Origin of the sequence: Actinomadura litoris (assembly GCF_009733595.1) — a bacterium.
Classification (GTDB): Bacteria; Actinomycetota; Actinomycetes; order Streptosporangiales; family Streptosporangiaceae; genus Spirillospora; species Spirillospora litoris.
In genome coordinates, this window is the sequence record NZ_WOFH01000003.1 from 194,013 (window position 1) to 210,504 (window position 16,492).

General features: G+C 74.3%; 11 protein-coding genes. 9 read left to right on the forward strand and 2 right to left on the reverse strand.

All coding sequences use genetic code 11. From position 1 onward, the window contains the following. Window positions 1-8 precede the first annotated feature (8 nt). From GNZ18_RS08940 to GNZ18_RS08965, 6 genes are all read left to right on the forward strand, one after another. On the forward strand, window positions 9-7,304 hold the full coding sequence (locus GNZ18_RS08940; protein WP_156215795.1) for a type I polyketide synthase: 7,296 nt from the start codon (window positions 9-11) through the stop codon (window positions 7,302-7,304). Between the two features lie 33 nt (window positions 7,305-7,337). Further along, entirely contained in the window at window positions 7,338-7,886 is a 549-nt protein-coding gene (locus GNZ18_RS08945; protein ID WP_312874392.1) for a GNAT family N-acetyltransferase, read from the forward strand. Between the two features lie 87 nt (window positions 7,887-7,973). Next, window positions 7,974-8,462 (forward strand): RNA polymerase sigma factor, encoded by a 489-nt coding sequence (locus GNZ18_RS08950; RefSeq protein ID WP_312874393.1) that lies wholly within the window; start codon window positions 7,974-7,976, stop codon window positions 8,460-8,462. Further along, window positions 8,459-9,595 carry a hypothetical protein gene (locus tag GNZ18_RS08955; RefSeq protein WP_156215796.1) on the forward strand — a complete coding sequence of 379 codons (1,137 nt, stop codon included), beginning with the start codon at window positions 8,459-8,461 and terminating at the stop codon, window positions 9,593-9,595. Before GNZ18_RS08950 ends, GNZ18_RS08955 begins: the two co-directional genes overlap by 4 nt. Window positions 9,596-9,740: 145 nt before the next feature. Further along, entirely contained in the window at window positions 9,741-10,370 is a 630-nt protein-coding gene (locus GNZ18_RS08960; RefSeq protein WP_214618487.1) for a LysE family translocator, read from the forward strand. 65 nt (window positions 10,371-10,435) lie between these two features. Further along, the gene (locus tag GNZ18_RS08965) at window positions 10,436-11,041 is read left to right on the forward strand and encodes a TetR/AcrR family transcriptional regulator (protein ID WP_156215797.1); all 606 of its coding nucleotides are present in this window, start codon (window positions 10,436-10,438) and stop codon (window positions 11,039-11,041) included. On the opposite strand, the gene GNZ18_RS43590 is transcribed toward GNZ18_RS08965, so the two are convergent. Beyond that, complete coding sequence (locus GNZ18_RS43590; protein ID WP_312874394.1) at window positions 11,038-12,837, reverse strand: D-alanyl-D-alanine carboxypeptidase family protein; 1,800 nt, start codon at window positions 12,835-12,837, stop codon at window positions 11,038-11,040. The genes GNZ18_RS08965 and GNZ18_RS43590 overlap by 4 nt on opposite strands. A 239-nt stretch (window positions 12,838-13,076) precedes the next feature. Between GNZ18_RS43590 and GNZ18_RS08975 the strand changes: the two genes are divergently transcribed. The 3 genes from GNZ18_RS08975 (at window position 13,077) to GNZ18_RS08985 (ending at window position 15,232) form a co-directional block, all read left to right on the forward strand. Further along, on the forward strand, window positions 13,077-13,685 hold the full coding sequence (locus GNZ18_RS08975) for an RNA polymerase sigma factor (protein WP_156215798.1): 609 nt from the start codon (window positions 13,077-13,079) through the stop codon (window positions 13,683-13,685). A 2-nt stretch (window positions 13,686-13,687) separates the two neighbouring features. Further along, complete coding sequence (locus GNZ18_RS08980; protein ID WP_156215799.1) at window positions 13,688-14,734, forward strand: LCP family protein; 1,047 nt, start codon at window positions 13,688-13,690, stop codon at window positions 14,732-14,734. 78 nt (window positions 14,735-14,812) lie between these two features. Next, window positions 14,813-15,232: a CBS domain-containing protein gene (locus tag GNZ18_RS08985; protein ID WP_156215800.1), complete on the forward strand. Its 420-nt coding sequence runs from the start codon at window positions 14,813-14,815 to the stop codon at window positions 15,230-15,232. A gap of 6 nt (window positions 15,233-15,238) precedes the next feature. On the opposite strand, the gene GNZ18_RS08990 is transcribed toward GNZ18_RS08985, so the two are convergent. Beyond that, window positions 15,239-16,399, reverse strand: coding sequence for an aminotransferase class V-fold PLP-dependent enzyme (locus tag GNZ18_RS08990; protein ID WP_214618490.1), 1,161 nt, complete (start codon window positions 16,397-16,399; stop codon window positions 15,239-15,241). Between the last annotated feature and the right edge of the window lie 93 nt (window positions 16,400-16,492).

Genomic DNA, 16,492 nt, shown 5'->3' on the forward strand with positions numbered 1-16,492 from the left:
GAGCAAAGATGACCGCTGATTTCGCGGAGACACCTATATCCTCCGTCGCCATCGTCGGCGTCGGGTGCCGTTTCCCCGGGGGGATCCAGTCGCTCGACGGCCTGTGGACGGCGCTCACCGAGCAGCGGGACCTCGTCGGCGAGGTCCCACCGGATCGCTTCGACGCCGCGCAATGGGCCACCCCCGGAAGAAGGGGGGAGCGGAACGCGTGCACCGCGGCCGGCGGCTTCCTGGACGATCTGCGATCGTTCGACGCGGACTTCTTCGAGATCTCGCCGAAGGAGGCCGCCCAGATCGACCCGCAGCAGAGGCTCCTGCTGGAATGCGCCGTGGAGGCGTTCGACGACGCCGGGATCGACCCCGCCGGGCTGCGGGGCAGCGAGGTGGCCGTGGTCGCCGGTGCGTCCCTGCACGACTACGAGGTCCTCCAGACGCGCAGGGTTCCGGCCACGCCCTATTCGATGAGCGGGATAGCGGCGTGCAATCTCGCCAATCGCATCTCTTATTTCCTCGACCTGCGCGGGCCCTCGCACACCGTGGACACGGCCTGTTCGTCGTCGCTGCTCGCGGTGCACCAGGCATGCATGGCGGTGCGGTCCGGCCGCAGCCCGCTGGCGCTGGCGGGCGGCGTGAACGTCCTGCTGTCACCGCATCCCTACCTGGGGTTCTCGCAGGCGTCCATGCTCTCGCCCACGGGCAGGTGCCGCCCGTTCTCCGCCCGCGCCGACGGGTACGTGCGCGCGGAGGGGGCCGCGGTGGTGCTGCTCAAGCCGCTGCGGACGGCGGTGCGCGACGGTGACCGGGTGCTGGGCGTGATCCTGGCGAGTGAGGCCAACGACGACGGCCGCACCCGGGGCCTGACGCTGCCGAGTTCCCGCGCGCAGGCCGCCTTGCTGGAGCGGGTGTACACGCAGGCGGGCGTGGCGCCCGAAGAGGTGGCCTACGTCGAGGCGCACGGCACCGGCACGGCGGCCGGGGATCCGGCCGAGTGCGAGGCCCTGGGCGAGGTGCTGGGGCGGCGTCGAGGCGGGCGGCCGCTCCCGATCGGGTCGGTCAAGTCCAACCTGGGGCATCTGGAACCCGCGTCGGGGATGGCGGGGCTGTGCAAGGCGATCACGGTACTGCGGTCGGGGCGGATCCCGGCGACACTGCACGCCGAGGTGCTCAACGAGCACATCGACTTCGCCGGTCTGGGGCTGGAGCCGGTCACCTCGCCCCGGCCGCTGCCCACCGGCGGCCGTCGCGTCGTCGGTGTCAGTTCCTTCGGGTTCGGCGGCGCCAACGTCCACGTCGTGGTGGCGCCCCCGCCGGAGGACGGGCACGCGCGGGTGTGCGAGGCGGGCCCGCTTCCCGTGCTGGTCTCGGCTCGCACCCCGTTGGCTCTGAAGAACGCGGCGGAGCGCTGGGCGGAGCACCTGGAGCAAGCGGACGAGAAAGACTTCTACGACATCTCCTACACTTCCTGCCGCCGCCGCGCGCTGCACGAGCACCGGATGGCCGTGCTGGCCGACGACCCGCACGAGGCCGCGGCGGGTCTGCGTTCGCTGGCCCGGGGACGGCCCACCCCGCGCGCCGCGTCGGCGGCGGCCGTGCCGGGCGGCCGGGTCGCCTTCGTCTTCAGCGGCAACGCCTCCCAGTGGATGGGGATGGGCGGTGCGCTGCTGGCCACTGATCCGGCGTTCGAGGCCGAGGTCCAGGCGGTCGACGAGGTGCTGTCCGGCCTGCTCGGCTGGTCGGTCCGCGAGGAGCTGGCCGTCCCCGCCGACGCGGCGCGATGGGCGCGGACGGAGGTGGCGCAACCGCTGCTGTTCGCGGTGCAGGCGGGGCTCGCGGCGGCGCTCGCGGCGCGCGGGGTGCGGCCGTCGGCCGTCACCGGGCACAGCGTCGGCGAAGTGGCCGCCGCCTACCGCGCGGGGGCGCTGACCCGCGAGGCGGCGTGCCGGGTGGTCGCCGAGCGCAGCCGGGCGCAGGCGCCGACGGCGGGCCTCGGCCGGATGGCGGCGGCGGGCCTGAGCCCGCGCCAGGCCGAGCGGTGGATCGCCGACCAGGGCTACCTCGACCGCATCTGGATCGCGGGGCTGAACGCCGCGCGGGATGTGACGCTGACCGGGAACCTGCGGGAGCTGGCGGCCTTCGGCGAGCTGCTGGAGGAGCGCGGGCTGTTCTTCCGCGACCTGGATCTGGACTACGCCTTCCACAGCCCGGTGATGGACCCGCTGCGCGAACCGCTCCACTCGGCCTTGCGCGGCCTCGCCCCCGCCGGTTGCTCGGTCCCCCTGGTGTCCACCGTGACCGGCGAGGTGATCGAGGGGACGGCGCTGGACGCCGACTACTGGTGGCGCAACGTCCGCGAGCCGGTCCGCTTCGCCGACGCCGTCCACACGCTGCTCGACACGCAGGGCTGCGACGTGCTGGTGGAGGTCGGGCCGCACCCGGTGCTCGCCGCCTACCTGCGCCGCATCCGCTCGGGACGTCCGGAGCCGGTGGCGGTCGTGCCGACGATGAGCCGCTCGTCCAGCGGCGCGCGGGCGATGGACACCGCCGTCGCGCACGTGCTGGCGGCCGGTGGGCGGATCGGCTGGGACCGGATCCTTCCTCGACGGGGGAGGGCGGTGCCCCTTCCCGGCTATCCCTGGCAGCGCGAGCCCCACTGGAGCGGTACGCCGGACTGGTGGAGCGAGCCTCCGGAGGACCGGCCGACCGGGCACCCGCTGCTCGGTCGGCGGCAGGTCGCCCCCGTCCCGTCCTGGAACCTGGACTTCGACGCCGGACGGCTGGGATGGCCCGCCGACCACGGCGTCGGCCCCGATGCCGTGCTGCCCGCCGCCGCCTTCGCGGACATGGCCCTGTCGGCCGGGCGCCAGGTGCTGGACGGGCCGGTCGAGATCCTCGGCCTGTCCATCGAACGGGCCTTCGTCGTGCGGCCCGACGACACGAGCGCGCACGTCCGGCTGCACACCACGCTGGCGCAGGACGGCACCCTCGTCATCGCCGGCAGGGACGGCGACGCCGGCGACTGGGTCGATCATGCGCGGGGACGGGTCCGGCGCCTGCTGCACGACGCCCCGGCGACATGGGAACCGCCCGAGCCGGGGTCGCTGTCCGCGCGGGAGGCCGAGCGGTTCTACACGGCCATGGCCCGTACGGGCCTGCGGCACGGCCCCGCCTTCCAGACCGTGACGGCGCTCCGGGCCGGCTCCGGCGCGGTGCGGGCCGCCTACAGCGCCCGGATCGACCTCGGCGAGGGCCACGCGGCCCATCCCACCGTCCTGGACGCGGCGCTACAGCTCTACTACGCGCTGTGGCCCGAGATGGCGCGGGAGCGGAAGCTGTTCCTGCCGGTTCGCGTCGAGACGATCCGCTGCCACCGCCCGATGCCCCGCGCCGGATTCCTGCACGCGCGGCCCCTGCGCGGCGACTCCGCGGAGGCGGTGTGGGACGTCACGGTCACCGACGAGCGGGGCGAGGTCGCCCTGGAACTGCTCGGATGCCTGGTACGCCGCTACGACGCCGGGCGTCCCGCCGAGCCGGGCCGGTTGGTCGAGGTCGTGCGGGCCGCGCCGCTGCCCTCCGAGGACCTCGCACCGATCACCGCGAGCCCGCTGCCCGCTCCCGCCGACGTCCTCGCGGCCTGCGCCCGCGATCCGGAGACCGGCCGCGTCCACGACCACGCCCGGGTGCGCGACCGGCTGCTGGACCTGACCGCGCACTTCGCGGCGGCGGCGATCGGTGATCTGCTGGCGGAGCCGGAGACCTTCACCCTGGAGGACCTGCTGGCGGCCGGGGTGGACGCGCGGCACACCGAACTGCTGCGCGCCCTGATCCGCGCCGCGACCGAACGCGGCGTCCTGGCCCTCCACGCCCCCGGGCGCTGGCGCGTCGCCGCCGCGCCGCGTCCCGCGGAGCTTTTTCGGGAGGCGCTGGACGAGCTGCCCGGCCAGAGCACCGCCCTGCACGTGTGGGGCGTCAGCGGCCGCCACCTGGCCGAAGTGCTGCGCGGCGAGCGGGACGCCTCGGACCTGCTGCGGGCCATGCCCGACCAGCTCGCCGCGCGCTTCGCCGAGGGCTTCCCGCTGCTGCGCGCGCACCGGCGGCTGGCCGCGCGGCTGCTGCGCGCGACGCTCGCCGACTGGCCCGCCGACCGTCCGCTGCGGGTACTGGAGACGGGCGCGGGCACCGGCACGACCACGGCGGCCCTGCTTCCCCTGCTGCCGCCCCGGCTCAGCCGCTACACCTTCACCGACCTCACCACGGCGCGCTTCCCGCAGGCGCGGAACCGCTTCGCCGCCTGCGACTTCATCGACTACCGCACGCTGGACCCGGACGCCGACCCCGCCGAGCAGGGCTTCACCCCCGCCTCCTACGACCTGGTCATCGCCGGTCACACGCTGAGCGCCCGCCGCGACCCGGCCGCCGCGCTGCGCCGGATCGCCGACCTGCTGGCCGATCACGGGCACCTGCTCGCCCTGGAGTTCCACGCGCCGCTGGTCCCGCCGCTGTTCGAGGTGCTCGGCTCCCGGCCGCTGCCGGGCCGGGACGAATGGCCGCCGCTGCTGCACGCATGCGGCTTCACCGGAACGGTGCGGGCGGGCGATGACACCGAGCCCGCGCGCGGCGACCACTCGGTGATCCTCACCGCACGGGCGCCGCGTCCGGCGTCCGCCGCCTCCGCTCCGGACATCGACGTCCCCGGCCGGTGGCTGGTCGCCGACCTGGACGGCGGCACCCCCGTCGCCGCCGAGTTGGGCCGCGTCCTCGGCGCCGAGGCCGTGCCCGCCGACGGCGACCGCGAGCGCTGGGCGGCGCACCTCGCGCCGGGGGCGCTCGGAGTGATCCTGGTGGCGGGCGCGGCGCGCCCGGATACCGAGCAGGCGGTAGGGCACCTGGCGGTGCTGCGCGCCCTCGCCGCGCGGGCCCCCGGCGGGCTCGCCGTGTGGATCGTCACCGAGGGCGCGCAGGGCCCGCCGCTCGCCGCGTCCGGCACCGGCCTGTGGGGCGCCGCGCGGACGCTCGGCAACGAACGCCCCGACCTGAAGGTCCGCCGGGTCGCCCTCGCGGGCCCCGACCCGCACGCCCTCGCGCGGCGGCTGGCGCGCGAGCTGATGTCGGGGTCGGATGAGGACGAGGTGCTGCTCACCGGCGCGGGCCGCTTCGTGACACGGGTGCGCCCGCGCGGCGAACCGCCCGGCCCGGACCGGGTCGGCGCGGAGCCCCGCGTGCTGACCCCGCACCCCACCGGCGAGCAGCGGTTGCGGTGGCGGCCCGCGACCGCGCGCGAACCGGGCGAGGGCGAGGTCGCGGTCCGGGTCGAGGTCGCGGGGCTGAACTACCGCGACGTCCTGGTCGCCACCGGGCGCGTCCCGGCGGCCGACCCGTCCCGGCCGCTGGGCCTGGAATGCGCCGGGGTGGTCACCGCGGTGGGCGGGGGCGTGCCCACCCCGGTCCCGGGCGACCGGGTCGCGGTGCTCGCGCCCGGGTGCCTCGCCACGCACATCACCGTCCGGGCCGACCAGGTGATCCCCGTCGCCGCCGGGCTGAGCCTCGCCGAGGCCGCCTCGATGCCGACGGTCTTCCTCACCGTCCACCACGGCCTCGGCCACCTGGCCCGGCTCGCCGCGGGCCAGACCGTACTGGTCCACGGGGCGGCGGGCGGCGTCGGGCTGGCGGCGCTGCAGTACGCCCGCGGCGTCGGCGCCCGCGTCATCGCCACCGCCGGCACCCCCGCCAAACGCGACCTGCTGCGCCTGCTCGGCGTCGAGCACGTCCTGAACTCGCGGACGCTGGACTTCGTCCGGCAGGTCAAGGACCTCACCGGCGGCGAGGGCGTCGACGTCGTGCTGAACTCGCTGGCCGGCGAGGCCCTGACCCGGGGGCTGGAACTCCTCAAGCCCCACGGCAGGTTCGTCGAGCTGGGCAAGCAGGACATCCTCGCCGATCGGCCCCTGCCGCTCGGGCCCTTCGCCGCGAACCTGGCGTTCTTCGGCGTGGACGTCTCCACGCTGTTCACCGCGCCCTCGGCGCTCACCGCCGCGCACCTGACGGCGATCACCAGGGCGATCGAGACCGGCCGGTACCGCCCCCTGCCCTACCGGACCTTCCCCGCGCACCAGGTCGAGGAGGCCTTCGAGTGCCTGCGGCACTCCCGGCACATAGGCAAGGTCCTGATCACCTTCGGCGAGCACGTCCCGCCGCCGCCCCGGCGCGCGGCTCCGGTCCTGGACCCCGAGGCGACCTACCTGGTCGTCGGGGGTCTGGGCGGGTTCGGCGCGGCGACCGCCCGGCACCTGGCCGCGCGCGGGGCGCGCCACCTGACCCTGATCGGCAGGCGCGGCCCGGACACCGGCGAGGCGCGGGCCCTGCTCGACGACCTGCGCGGACGCGGCGCGACGGTGCTGGCCCTGGCCGCCGACGCCACCGATCCGCGGCGCATGCGGGACGTCTTCGCGCGGATCGACGCGGAGGGCCGCCGCCTGGCGGGGGTCGTGCACGCGGCCATGGTCCTCGACGACGCCCCGCTCACCGAGCTGACCGACGAACGCGTCCGCGCGACCCTGGCGCCCAAGACGGCCGCCGCGCACCTGCTGGACGAGCTGACCCGCGACCGGCCGCTGGACTTCTTCGTCGTCTACAGCTCGGTCGCGGCACTGGCCGGGAACCTCAAGCAGGCCGCCTACGTCGCGGCGAACCTGGAACTCGAAGCGCTCGTCCGCGACCGCCGCCGCGCCGGACTGCCCGGCCTCGCCGTGCAGTGGGGCGCCATCGGCGACGCCGGATACGTGCACCGCGCCGGACGCGCCGAGGAGATGCGGCGCCTCGGCCTCGGCGAGCTGACCGCGCAGGACGCCCTGACCGCGTTGAGCGACCTGCTCGCCGACCCCGGCGCCGGCGTCGTCGCGGTCGCTCACCTCGACGGCGACCGGCTCCGCCACCTGCTGCCGCGCCTGGACGCGCCGCGCACCGCCGCCCTGCTCAGCGCCTCGTCCGAGCACGCCGACGACGACCGCGCCCGGCTCCGCGAAGCCCTCGCGACCGCGAGCGCCGGCGAAGCCGGGGCCGTCATGGCGGACGCGCTGACCGTCCTGCTGGCGAAGGTCCTGCAGACCGCCCCGGACCACCTCGACCGGTCCCGCCGCCTGGACCAGCTCGGCGCGGACTCCATGCTGACCGTCGAGTTCGCCGCCGAGATCCGGCGGCTGCTCGACACCGAGATCTCCGCGATGGAGATCCTCAGCCTGGGAACCGTTCCGGCCATCGCCCACCGCCTCCTCGCGCGTCCCGGGACGACCGGCGACAAGCAGCGGTGAAGGCCGCTGGGTGAACTGCTCTAACGTTGGTCTGTGTCTGGGAATTCTGCACGGATCGAATTGGCTCCGCTCACTCTTGGTGAGCAGGATGAGTTCTGCTCGCTCGTTCGGGACAGTGTCGGGCTGCATCGGCCTTGGATGCGGTTGCCCGTTACGGCGCAGGAGTTCCAGGAGTGGATGCGGCGTTTCGAGGGCGGTGACAACCTCGGCTTTCTTGTCCGGGTCCGGGAGAGCGGTGCCGCAGCCGGGATGGTGAACATCAACTCGATCATCCGGGGCCGCTACCAGGGTGCCGCTCTCGGGTATGCCGCCTTCGCCTGGGCGGCGGGGCGGGGATACATGCGCGAGGGGGTCGCCGCCGTGCTGGATCATGCCTTCGGTGAGCTGCGGCTCCATCGGCTGGAGGCCAACATCCAGGCCGAGAACACGGCGTCGCTGGCGCTCGTCCGGCGGCTGGGCTTTCGCTACGAGGGGCTCTCGCCCTCCTACCTCTACATCGACGGTGCCTGGCGCGACCATGAGCGCTGGGCCATCACCGCGCCGTCTGCGTGGACGCCGCACCCGTCCCTTCCCGAGGTCTGAGCGCCGGACCGGGCGGGTTCCCGCTTCAGCAGTCGGGGCCGCCGGGCGTCTTTCTAGGTAGAAGCTCTAGAAAGGGCGGACCCTGGCGTGGCAAGAGAAGCTCTGTCCACGTTGTTCCAGGAGCACGCGAGAACGCTCGTACGCACGGCGGTGCTCCTGACCAACGACGAAGAACTGGCCGAAGAGGTGGTGCAGGAAGCCTTTCTCGGCCTCCATCGCCGCTGGCGGAGGAAAGGACCGCCGCGGAGCCCCGAGGCGTATCTGCGGACGTCCGTGGTCAACGGCTGCCGGTCGGCGCTGCGGCGCAGAAGGGTCGCCGCGAGCGCCAAGGTCCCCCAACTCGTGCCGGACGTCTCGGCGGAGGCCGCCGTCCTGCTGCGCGAGGAGCAGACCGAAGTGCTCGCCGCCATGGACGGCCTCAGCCGCCGCCAGCGCGAGGTCCTGGTGCTGCGCTTCTTCCTGGACCTGGACGACCGCGCGATCGCCGACACGCTCGGCGTCAGCCGCGGAACCGTTTCGTCGACGATCTCCAGAGCGCTGCGCAGCCTGGAAAGCCTGTTGGGAGAGGACGCATGACCACCGATCTCGAAAACCGCCTGCGGAACACGTTCCACGCGGCGACCGCCGACGTCCGGGACCCGGCCGAGCCCGAGTGGGAACCGGTTCGGTCCCGGCGGCGGCTCGTTCCGGTTCTGGGCGTCGCCGCCGCGGTCGCGGCGACGGTCATGGTGGCGTTCGGCATCGGCCTGGTGCGGGACGAGGCTCCAAGGGCGGGGCAGCCCTTCTCCGCCGCCACCGGAGGCGCCACGCCGGTGCGGCCGGCCCGGTCGCCCGCCTTCGCCTTGCAGGTGGGATACGAGCGGGAACTGCGGGTGGTGGACGTCGCGACCGGCGAGGCCAGGGGAGCGGTTCTGCCGCCGCCCGGCTATCCGGTGCTGTGGGCGGGTCACGCGGCGATGGCGGCCGACAACCGGACGGTCTTCTTCACGGTACGCAAGACGGCGGACGGCCCCTGGATGGTCGCACGCGCTCACCTGGACGACCGGGGCCGGTTGGACGCCCGCGCCGTCGTCGTCGCCCAGGCACCGGGAAGCCGTGAGGTGGAGGCGGCGGCGCCGAACCGGAAGGGGTCGCCCACGGCGTCCCCGGCGCCTTGGGCGGAGGGGGAGGACATCGCCGTCTCGCCCGATGCGACCCGGTTGGCCATGGTGGTCTCCTCGAAGAAGGCCACGGGGATATCGGTCTGGGATCTGCGGACAGGTAAGTCCGCGGTCTGGGGCAGTCCGGTCGCGGTGACCGCTCTCGCCTGGGGCGAGGACGGTTCGCTGCTGTGGGCGTCCGACCGCTCTTCGGGGCGGCTGGATCCCCGGAGCAAGCCGGACGTCCTGCGGCCGACCCGGTCCTTCGCGGACGACGGTGAGCCGCTGCGCGCCAAGCTGCTACCGAATGGCGATCGGATCGTCGTGCGCACCATGGCGGGGGTGCGCCTTCTGGTGCGCATGCCAGGGGGCTCGGGACGCCTCGAACGCACCCTCGACCGCTGGAACTCCAACGGTGCGAGCGAGGCTTCCGTGGCCGTCGACGGGGGCGGCGGCCACGTGCTCTACAGCCGGGACGGCGAATGGGTCCGAATGGATCTGAAGACCGGCAAGCGAGTCCCCGCCGAGTTCGAGGGCCTCGACATGAAAACGGCCCGGTTCGTGTGGTAGCCCGCTGGCGGGGACCGGGCGGCGGCCCGGTCCCCGTGCGGTCGGCGGTCGTGGCCGCTGAGAATTCGGTGGGCCCGAATGGCCCGGAAACAAGGGCGCCGAATGGCCCTACTGGTCGGTGTGGCCTGTCCGTAGCGTGGCGACGGTGACCAACCCACTGCTGTTCGTCCTGGCGGCGCTCACGCTCGTCGCCATTCCCGGGCCCAACCACCTGTACATCACCACGCGCAGCATCGGGGAGGGACGTCGCGCCGGGTTCATGTCCGCGTTCGGGGTCGAGAGCGGCACGCTCGTGCATGTCGCGGCGGCGGCGGCGGGATTGTCGGCGGTCGTCGCCGCGTCCGCCACCGCGTTCGGGATCCTGCGGTACGCGGGCGCCGCGTACCTGCTCTATCTCGCCATTCGGACGCTGCGCGGCGGGAACGGCCACGAGGAGATCAGGCTGAAGCCGCAGCCGCTGCACCGCGTCTACCTGGACGGCGTGCTCGTCAACATCCTCAACCCGAAGGTCGTGCTGTTCTTCCTGGCGTTCCTGCCGCAGTTCGTCGACCAGGACGCGGGGGCCGTCCCGGCGCAGATCGTGGTGCTCGGGCTCGTGCTCACGCTGATCGGGCTCACCGTCGACCTGGTCTACGCGGCGGCGGCCGGGTCGATCGGCGGGTGGCTGCGGTCGCGGCCCGCGTTCCGGCGCCGCCAGCGGTACGCAACGGGGATCATCTACCTCGGGCTCGGTGCCGCGACCGTCCTCGCGGGGCCGTCCGCCCGCCGTACCTGAGAGGTTCCTGCACGGCCGCGGCGGCCGATTGACCGGGCCCGCGCCCGGCCCCTACGGTGAGCCGCATGACGAGCGAGCCCGGCCGGGAGCGGGTTCTGGACGCGGCGACCCGGCTGTTCGCGGCCCTCGGCTACGACGGCACGTCCACCAAGATGATCGCCGAGGCGGCGGGGCTGAACACCGCCGCCATCGCCCACCACGCGGGCGGCAAACGCGACCTCTACCTGGCCGTCATGGAGCGCGCGCACCGGATGGAGCGGTCGGCGCTCGAAGCGGCGGTCGCGGACATGACCCCCGACGCGGCGGGCGTCCTCAACCTGCTCGACCGCTACATCGACTTCTGCGCGGCGCACCCCGAGATCCCCGCGCTGTGGATGCACCGCTGGCTGTCGGACGCCGCCGACGTCGCCCACCTGGAATCCCTCTACGTCAAGCCGCTCATGCGGATGGTCACCGGCGCCGTCGGCGGGCTGCTCAGCGACGGCGCCGACGTCGAGTACCTCGCCTGGACGATCGTCTGGTGCACCCACGGCTTCGCGCGCGGCGGCGTCCTGGACGGCGACGGGCGGCGGCACGGCGTCGACGACCCGCGCGAGCTGGCCCGCTTCCGCGCCCATCTGCGCGGGCTCGTCGCGACCGCTCTCCGCCTGCCCGGCGACGAGGTCCGCTAGCGGAGCCGGGTCAGGCGCCTGAGCGGGGACGGCTCGCTCAGCGCGGCGCCGAGGACGAGCGGGATCCGCGCCGCGCCCGCCGTCAGCACGCCGACCCTGTCGCCGCGCCTCCCGGTGGCCGGCGGGTCGCCGCCGACCGTCACCGGGACCGAGAGACCGGGCCACCCCACCACGGTCACGGCGGACGCGGCGCGCGCCGGGGCGCCGCCGCCGAGCCCGTCGTCGACCTTCGCCACGGCGGTGTTCGCGGGCGCCAGCGTCGCCGCCGTCAGCGCGCCCTCCGCCGCCGCGACCAACTGCTGCCCGGCCGTCACCGCGCCCATCGCGCTCGGCGACCGCTGCGCCATCACCGCGCCCACGATCAGCGTCGGGACGCCCGCGACCCGCTTGCGCGCGGCGAACACGAAGTTGCCGCCCGCCGCGTCGGTGTAGCCGGTCTTGCCGCCGACCACGCCGTACTGGCCGAGCAGGATGTTCCCGCCCGGACGCGGCGCGCCGCCGCCGTCGGGCACGTAGGCGGGGTGGTTGACGATCTCCCCGAACGCCGGGATCGCCATCGCGGCGGTCAGCAGCTTCACCTGGTCGGCGGCCGTGGACACGGTCCGCGCGTCATAGCCGCTCGGGTCGGTGTAGGTCGTGCTCGTCATGCCCAGCTCGCGCGCGGCCGCGTTCATCTTCGCGACGAACGCGCGCTCGTCCCCGGCGTCCCACCGGGCCAGCTCGTGCGCCACGTCGTTGGCGGAGATGATCATCAGGGCCTCCAGGGCCTTGCGCTGGGTGAGCCGCTGGTTCGCGGTCACCCCGAGCAGCGACTCCTGGCGCTTCCTGCGCATCGGGATCTGCGCCGCCGCCTGCGGCGACACCGTCAGCACCGGGCCCGGCTCGCCCGCGCGCAGCGGATGGCCGCGCAGGTAGACGTACGCGGTCATCACCTTGGCGACGCTCGCGGTCGGCGTCGGCGCCGACCCACCGGAGGCGCCCATCGTCCCGAGCCCGTCCACATGCACGACCGACTGCCCCTGCGCGGGCCACGGCAGTGCCGGCGCCGCCCCGGGGAAGGTGTGCCTGGACGTCGCCAAGGTCATCTTGAGCGTCGCGTCGGGGGCGGGCCGCACGAGCTGGCCCGCCACCGCACCGGCGACCAGGACCACCGCCGCCAGGGCGATGACCAGGGCACGCCGTCGCCGCCGGGGCCGCCGCTCGGCCGCGGGCGGTGGCGGTTCGGGGAGCGGCGGTTGCGGCGGTGCCGGTGCCGGTGCCGGCACCAGGGCGTGCGCCGGTTCGGGCTCGGGCTCGGATGTCTCCCAGGGCACCGTCCACTGGCCGGACGATCGCGTCGTGGGGGCCGGTTGAGGCTGGGATTGGGGGAGCGCGGCCTCCCACGGGCCCTGCGGTGCTTCCGGCTGGGCGCTGGGCTGCGGCGCGCTCGGCGGTTCGGGCAGGGGGGCGGCGGGGGGTTCGGGCGGGGGAGCGGCGGGCGTCTCCGGCCTCGGCTCCTCCCGCGTCCGCTGGGAGGACATGTCGAAGACGGTCGCGTCCGGGTTCCGCCGGACGGAGATGTCCGGGCGGGTCAGGGAGGCGGCCTTCTTCCGCTCCCGCTCGGCGCGGGCCTCCCCGTCCTCCTCCGGCTCTGTTTCCGCTGTTTCGGACGCCTCGTCCTCAGGCTCGGCGGGCTCGGCGGGCTCGGCGGGTCCGGGGGGCCTGGGCAGGGCGAACTCGGCGGTGCTCATGCGGTCGGGACCGTCGGGGACCTCGGCCTGCTCGGCCGCCTCCGGCTCCCGCTGGGCGTCGTCCACGGCACGACCTCCTCGACTCGGTGTCCTGACACGCGGACGGGACGGTCGCGGGCAGCGCGCCCCCACGCCGTCGACCCGTGCACCCTGAAGGATGCGCAGTTTAGCTGGAAGGTTCACTTCGTTACGCATTAGTGATCATGAGACGGCGGTTCCGCCGTGAACCGGGACGCGGCGTCGCGGAGATACACCGGCGAACACAGTCCCCACGGAAGGCCGGTTCGCATGCCATGGTGTCAGCGATGACAGCACCTCCGGCCGGTATCCCCGTCACCGGCACCGCCGCCGGACCGGTCTGCGACGCCGACCTCGTCGAGCGGTCGCTGGAGGAGCCGGAGGCGTTCGCCGCGCTGTTCGACCGCTACTCGGCGATGCTGTACCGCTACGTTTCGCGCAGGATCGGCCCGGAGCCCGCCGAGGACCTCGTCGGCGACACGTTCCTGACCGCCTTCAGCAAGCGGCACCGCTACGACCTCGCCCACCGGGACGCGCGGCCGTGGCTGTTCGGCATCGCGACCAAGCTGATCGCGCGGCACCACCGGGGCGAGGCGACGCGGTACCGTGCGCTGCGCCGCAGCCCGGTGGACGGCCCCGGGGAGGAACTGGCCGAGCGCGTGGCGGAGGACGTGACGGCGTTCGCGGCGCGCCCGCTGCTGGCCGAGGCGCTGGCCGGGCTGCCGCGCCGCGACCGGGACGTGCTGCTGCTGATCGCCTGGGGCGATCTGAGCTACGAGGAGGTCGCGCAGGCGCTGCGGATACCGGTCGGCACCGTCCGCTCGCGGCTGAACCGCGCCCGGCGCAAGGTGCGCGCGGTGCTCGGCGACACCAACCCGATGCACGAGGAGGAGTAGCGGTGGACGATCTCGAACTGCTGCGCGGCCTCGGCCGGGAGCTGGAGCACGAGCCGCCGGGGACGCTGGCGCGGCAGCGGCGGCGCCTGCTGGAGGCGCCGGACGGCCGCCGCGCGACGCCGGGCAGGAGCGGGCGGCTCCGCAGGCCGGGCGGCCCCGCGGGCTGGAGCCTGATCGGCGCGGTCGCGATGGTGACGGCCGCGCTGGTCCTCATCCCGGGCGTGGTGCTGCGCGGGGCCGGGAAACCGGTGCTCGGCGGCGCGAAGCACCTCGCGTTCGGGACGGGCAAGACCCTCAACGTCCTGCTCGTCGGCTCGGACTCGCGGGGCGGCGGCGCGGCGCGCTCGGACACCCTCGTCCTCGTCCACCTGCCCGCCGACCGCAAGAACGTGCGCGCGGTCAGCATCCCCCGGGACACGCTGGTGCGCGTGCCGTCCTGCAAGGCCGACGGCGGGAGGGTCGTCCCGGCCCGCGTGGCGCCCGTGAACTCGGCGTTCGCGCTGGGCGTCGCATGCACGCACCGCACGGTGGAGTCGGTGGCCGGCGTCGAGGTCGACACCAGCGTGGTGGTCGACTTCACCGGGTTCGCGAAGATCGTGGACGTGCTCGGCGGCGTCGAGCTCACGATCCCCCGGGCGGTCTCGGACCCGCCGTCGGGCCTGTCGCTGCGCCCGGGGAGGCAGCGGCTCGACGGCCGGCAGGCGCTCGCCTACGCCAGGGTCCGGCACGGCCTCGGGGACGGTTCGGACCTGGCCCGGATCGAACGCCAGCAGAAGCTCATGTCCGCCCTCCTGAAGGAGGCCAGGGAGCAGCGGCTGCGCGACCCCGCGCGGTACGCGAAATTCCTGGCCATGTCGGCGCGGTCGGTCTCGACGTATCCGCGGCTGGACGTCGGCGCCCTGGAGGCCGTCGCGCGCGGCATGGAGAAGACGGGCGCGGACGCGGTGCGCTTCTCGACCGTGCCGGTGAAGCCCGCGCCGCAGGACCCGAACCGCGTCGCCCTCGACGGCGCCGCGGCGGAGCGGCTCTTCGCGCAGTTCAGGAAATAGGCGCGATGAGTGAGCCGAATCTCCTCGGGTAGGGCACGGCTCGTCCCAGGACCAGGAGCGAGTCGCAAGGAGTGAGTGATGGCCACGAAGATCCGCGACATCATGACCGGTTCCCCGACGTCGGTGTCCCCCGAACTCGACATCGTCACGGTGGCGCGGGCGATGCGCGACGAGGACATCGGCGCCGTCCTGGTCGCGGACGGTGACGAGCTGCGCGGACTCGTCACCGACCGCGACCTGGTCGTGCGGGGCCTGGCGGCGGGCGGCGACCCGAGCCAGGCCAAGATCGGCGGCATCACCAGCAGCGTCACCGCGACGATCGGCCCGGAGGACTCCCCGCAGAAGGCCGCGCAGATCATGCGCGAGCGGTCCGTCCGGCGGCTCCCGGTGCTGGAGGACGGCCGTCCGGTCGGCATCGTCTCGATCGGCGACCTCGCGGTCGAGGAGGACTCCGGCTCGGCGCTGGCCGACATCAGCGCGTCCCGCCCCAACCGCTGAGGCCGGTCAGCCGGGGAGGGCCGACATGAGTAGGTCCAGTTCCTCCTCGGTGTTGTAGTAGTGCACGGACGCCCGCACCGCCGACGGGAGCGCCCGTGGGTCATACCCCTGTGAGCGCGGGCTCGTGGTGTTGATGTTGACGCCGCGTTCCCGCGCCGCCTTCTTCACGGCGGCGGGCTCGTGCCCGTCCACGGTGAAGGTGACGATGCCCGACGGGCGCTCGCCCTTGTCCAGGACGGTCGTCCCGGGCCGGGCGGCGAGCCGCTCCCGCAGCCCGTCGGCGAGCGCGGCCACCCGCTCCCGGATCGCCTCGATGCCCAGCTCCGACGCGTACTCCGCCGCCACGCCCAGGCCGATCTGGCCCGCGACGTAGCGCTCCCACGACTCGAAGCGGCGCGCGTCGCCGCGGATCTCATAGCCGTCCGGCGCCTTCCAGGTGGCGGCGTGCAGGTCGAGGAACGGCGGCTCCAGCGCCGCGATCATCTCCCGGCGCACGTAGAGGAACCCCGTCCCGCGCGGTCCCCGCAGATACTTGCGGCCCGTCGCGGACAGCATGTCGCAGCCGATCTCCTCCACGTCCACGCTGATCTGCCCCACCGACTGGCAGGCGTCCAACAGGTAGAGGACGCCGTGCTGGCGGCACAGCCGCCCGACCGCCGCCGCCGGGTTCACCAGCCCGTTGTGCGTCGGGACGTGGTTGATCGACACCAGCCGGACGTCGCCCCGCTCCAGCTCGGCGCTCAGCGCGTCCAGTGACAGCACGCCGTCCCGGCCGTCGGGGACGACCTCCACCTTGACGCCCCTGGCCGCCGCGACCTGCTGGTAGGCGATCGCGTTGCTGGAGTACTCGCTCGTCGTGGTGAGGATCCGGTCGCCCGGCGCGAAGGGGATCGCGTAGAACGCCATGTCCCACGCGCGGGTCGCGTTCTCCACGTAGGCGATCTCGTCCGGGCGGGCCCCGACCAGCCCCGCCACCGACTCGTAGAACCGCTCGATCGCCACCGCGTTCCGTTCGGCCGCCTCGTAGCCGCCGATGGTCGACTCCAGCGCGAGATGCTCCGCCACCGCCTCGATCACGGGACGCGGGGGCAGCGCCGCCCCCGCGTTGTTGAGATGCGCCACGTTCGCGCAGCCGGGGGTGTCCTTACGCGCCGCGTCGATGTCCACATGATGCCTTTCGCCGAAGATCGTCTATCGATCCTGTCGTACCCATGTGCGAGGTTGTGCACGGCGGCAAGGTTGACCTCAATCTTTGTTGAG

Bases quoted from the DNA above. Each gene is read 5' to 3' on its own strand.
- GNZ18_RS08940 (WP_156215795.1), top strand. From the start codon at position 9: ATGACCGCTGATTTCGCGGAGACACCTATATCCTCCGTCGCCATCGTC.
- GNZ18_RS08955 (WP_156215796.1), top strand. From the start codon at position 8,459: ATGACCACCGATCTCGAAAACCGCCTGCGGAACACGTTCCACGCGGCG.
- GNZ18_RS08965 (WP_156215797.1), top strand. From the start codon at position 10,436: ATGACGAGCGAGCCCGGCCGGGAGCGGGTTCTGGACGCGGCGACCCGG.
- GNZ18_RS08975 (WP_156215798.1), top strand. From the start codon at position 13,077: ATGACAGCACCTCCGGCCGGTATCCCCGTCACCGGCACCGCCGCCGGA.
- GNZ18_RS08985 (WP_156215800.1), top strand. From the start codon at position 14,813: ATGGCCACGAAGATCCGCGACATCATGACCGGTTCCCCGACGTCGGTG.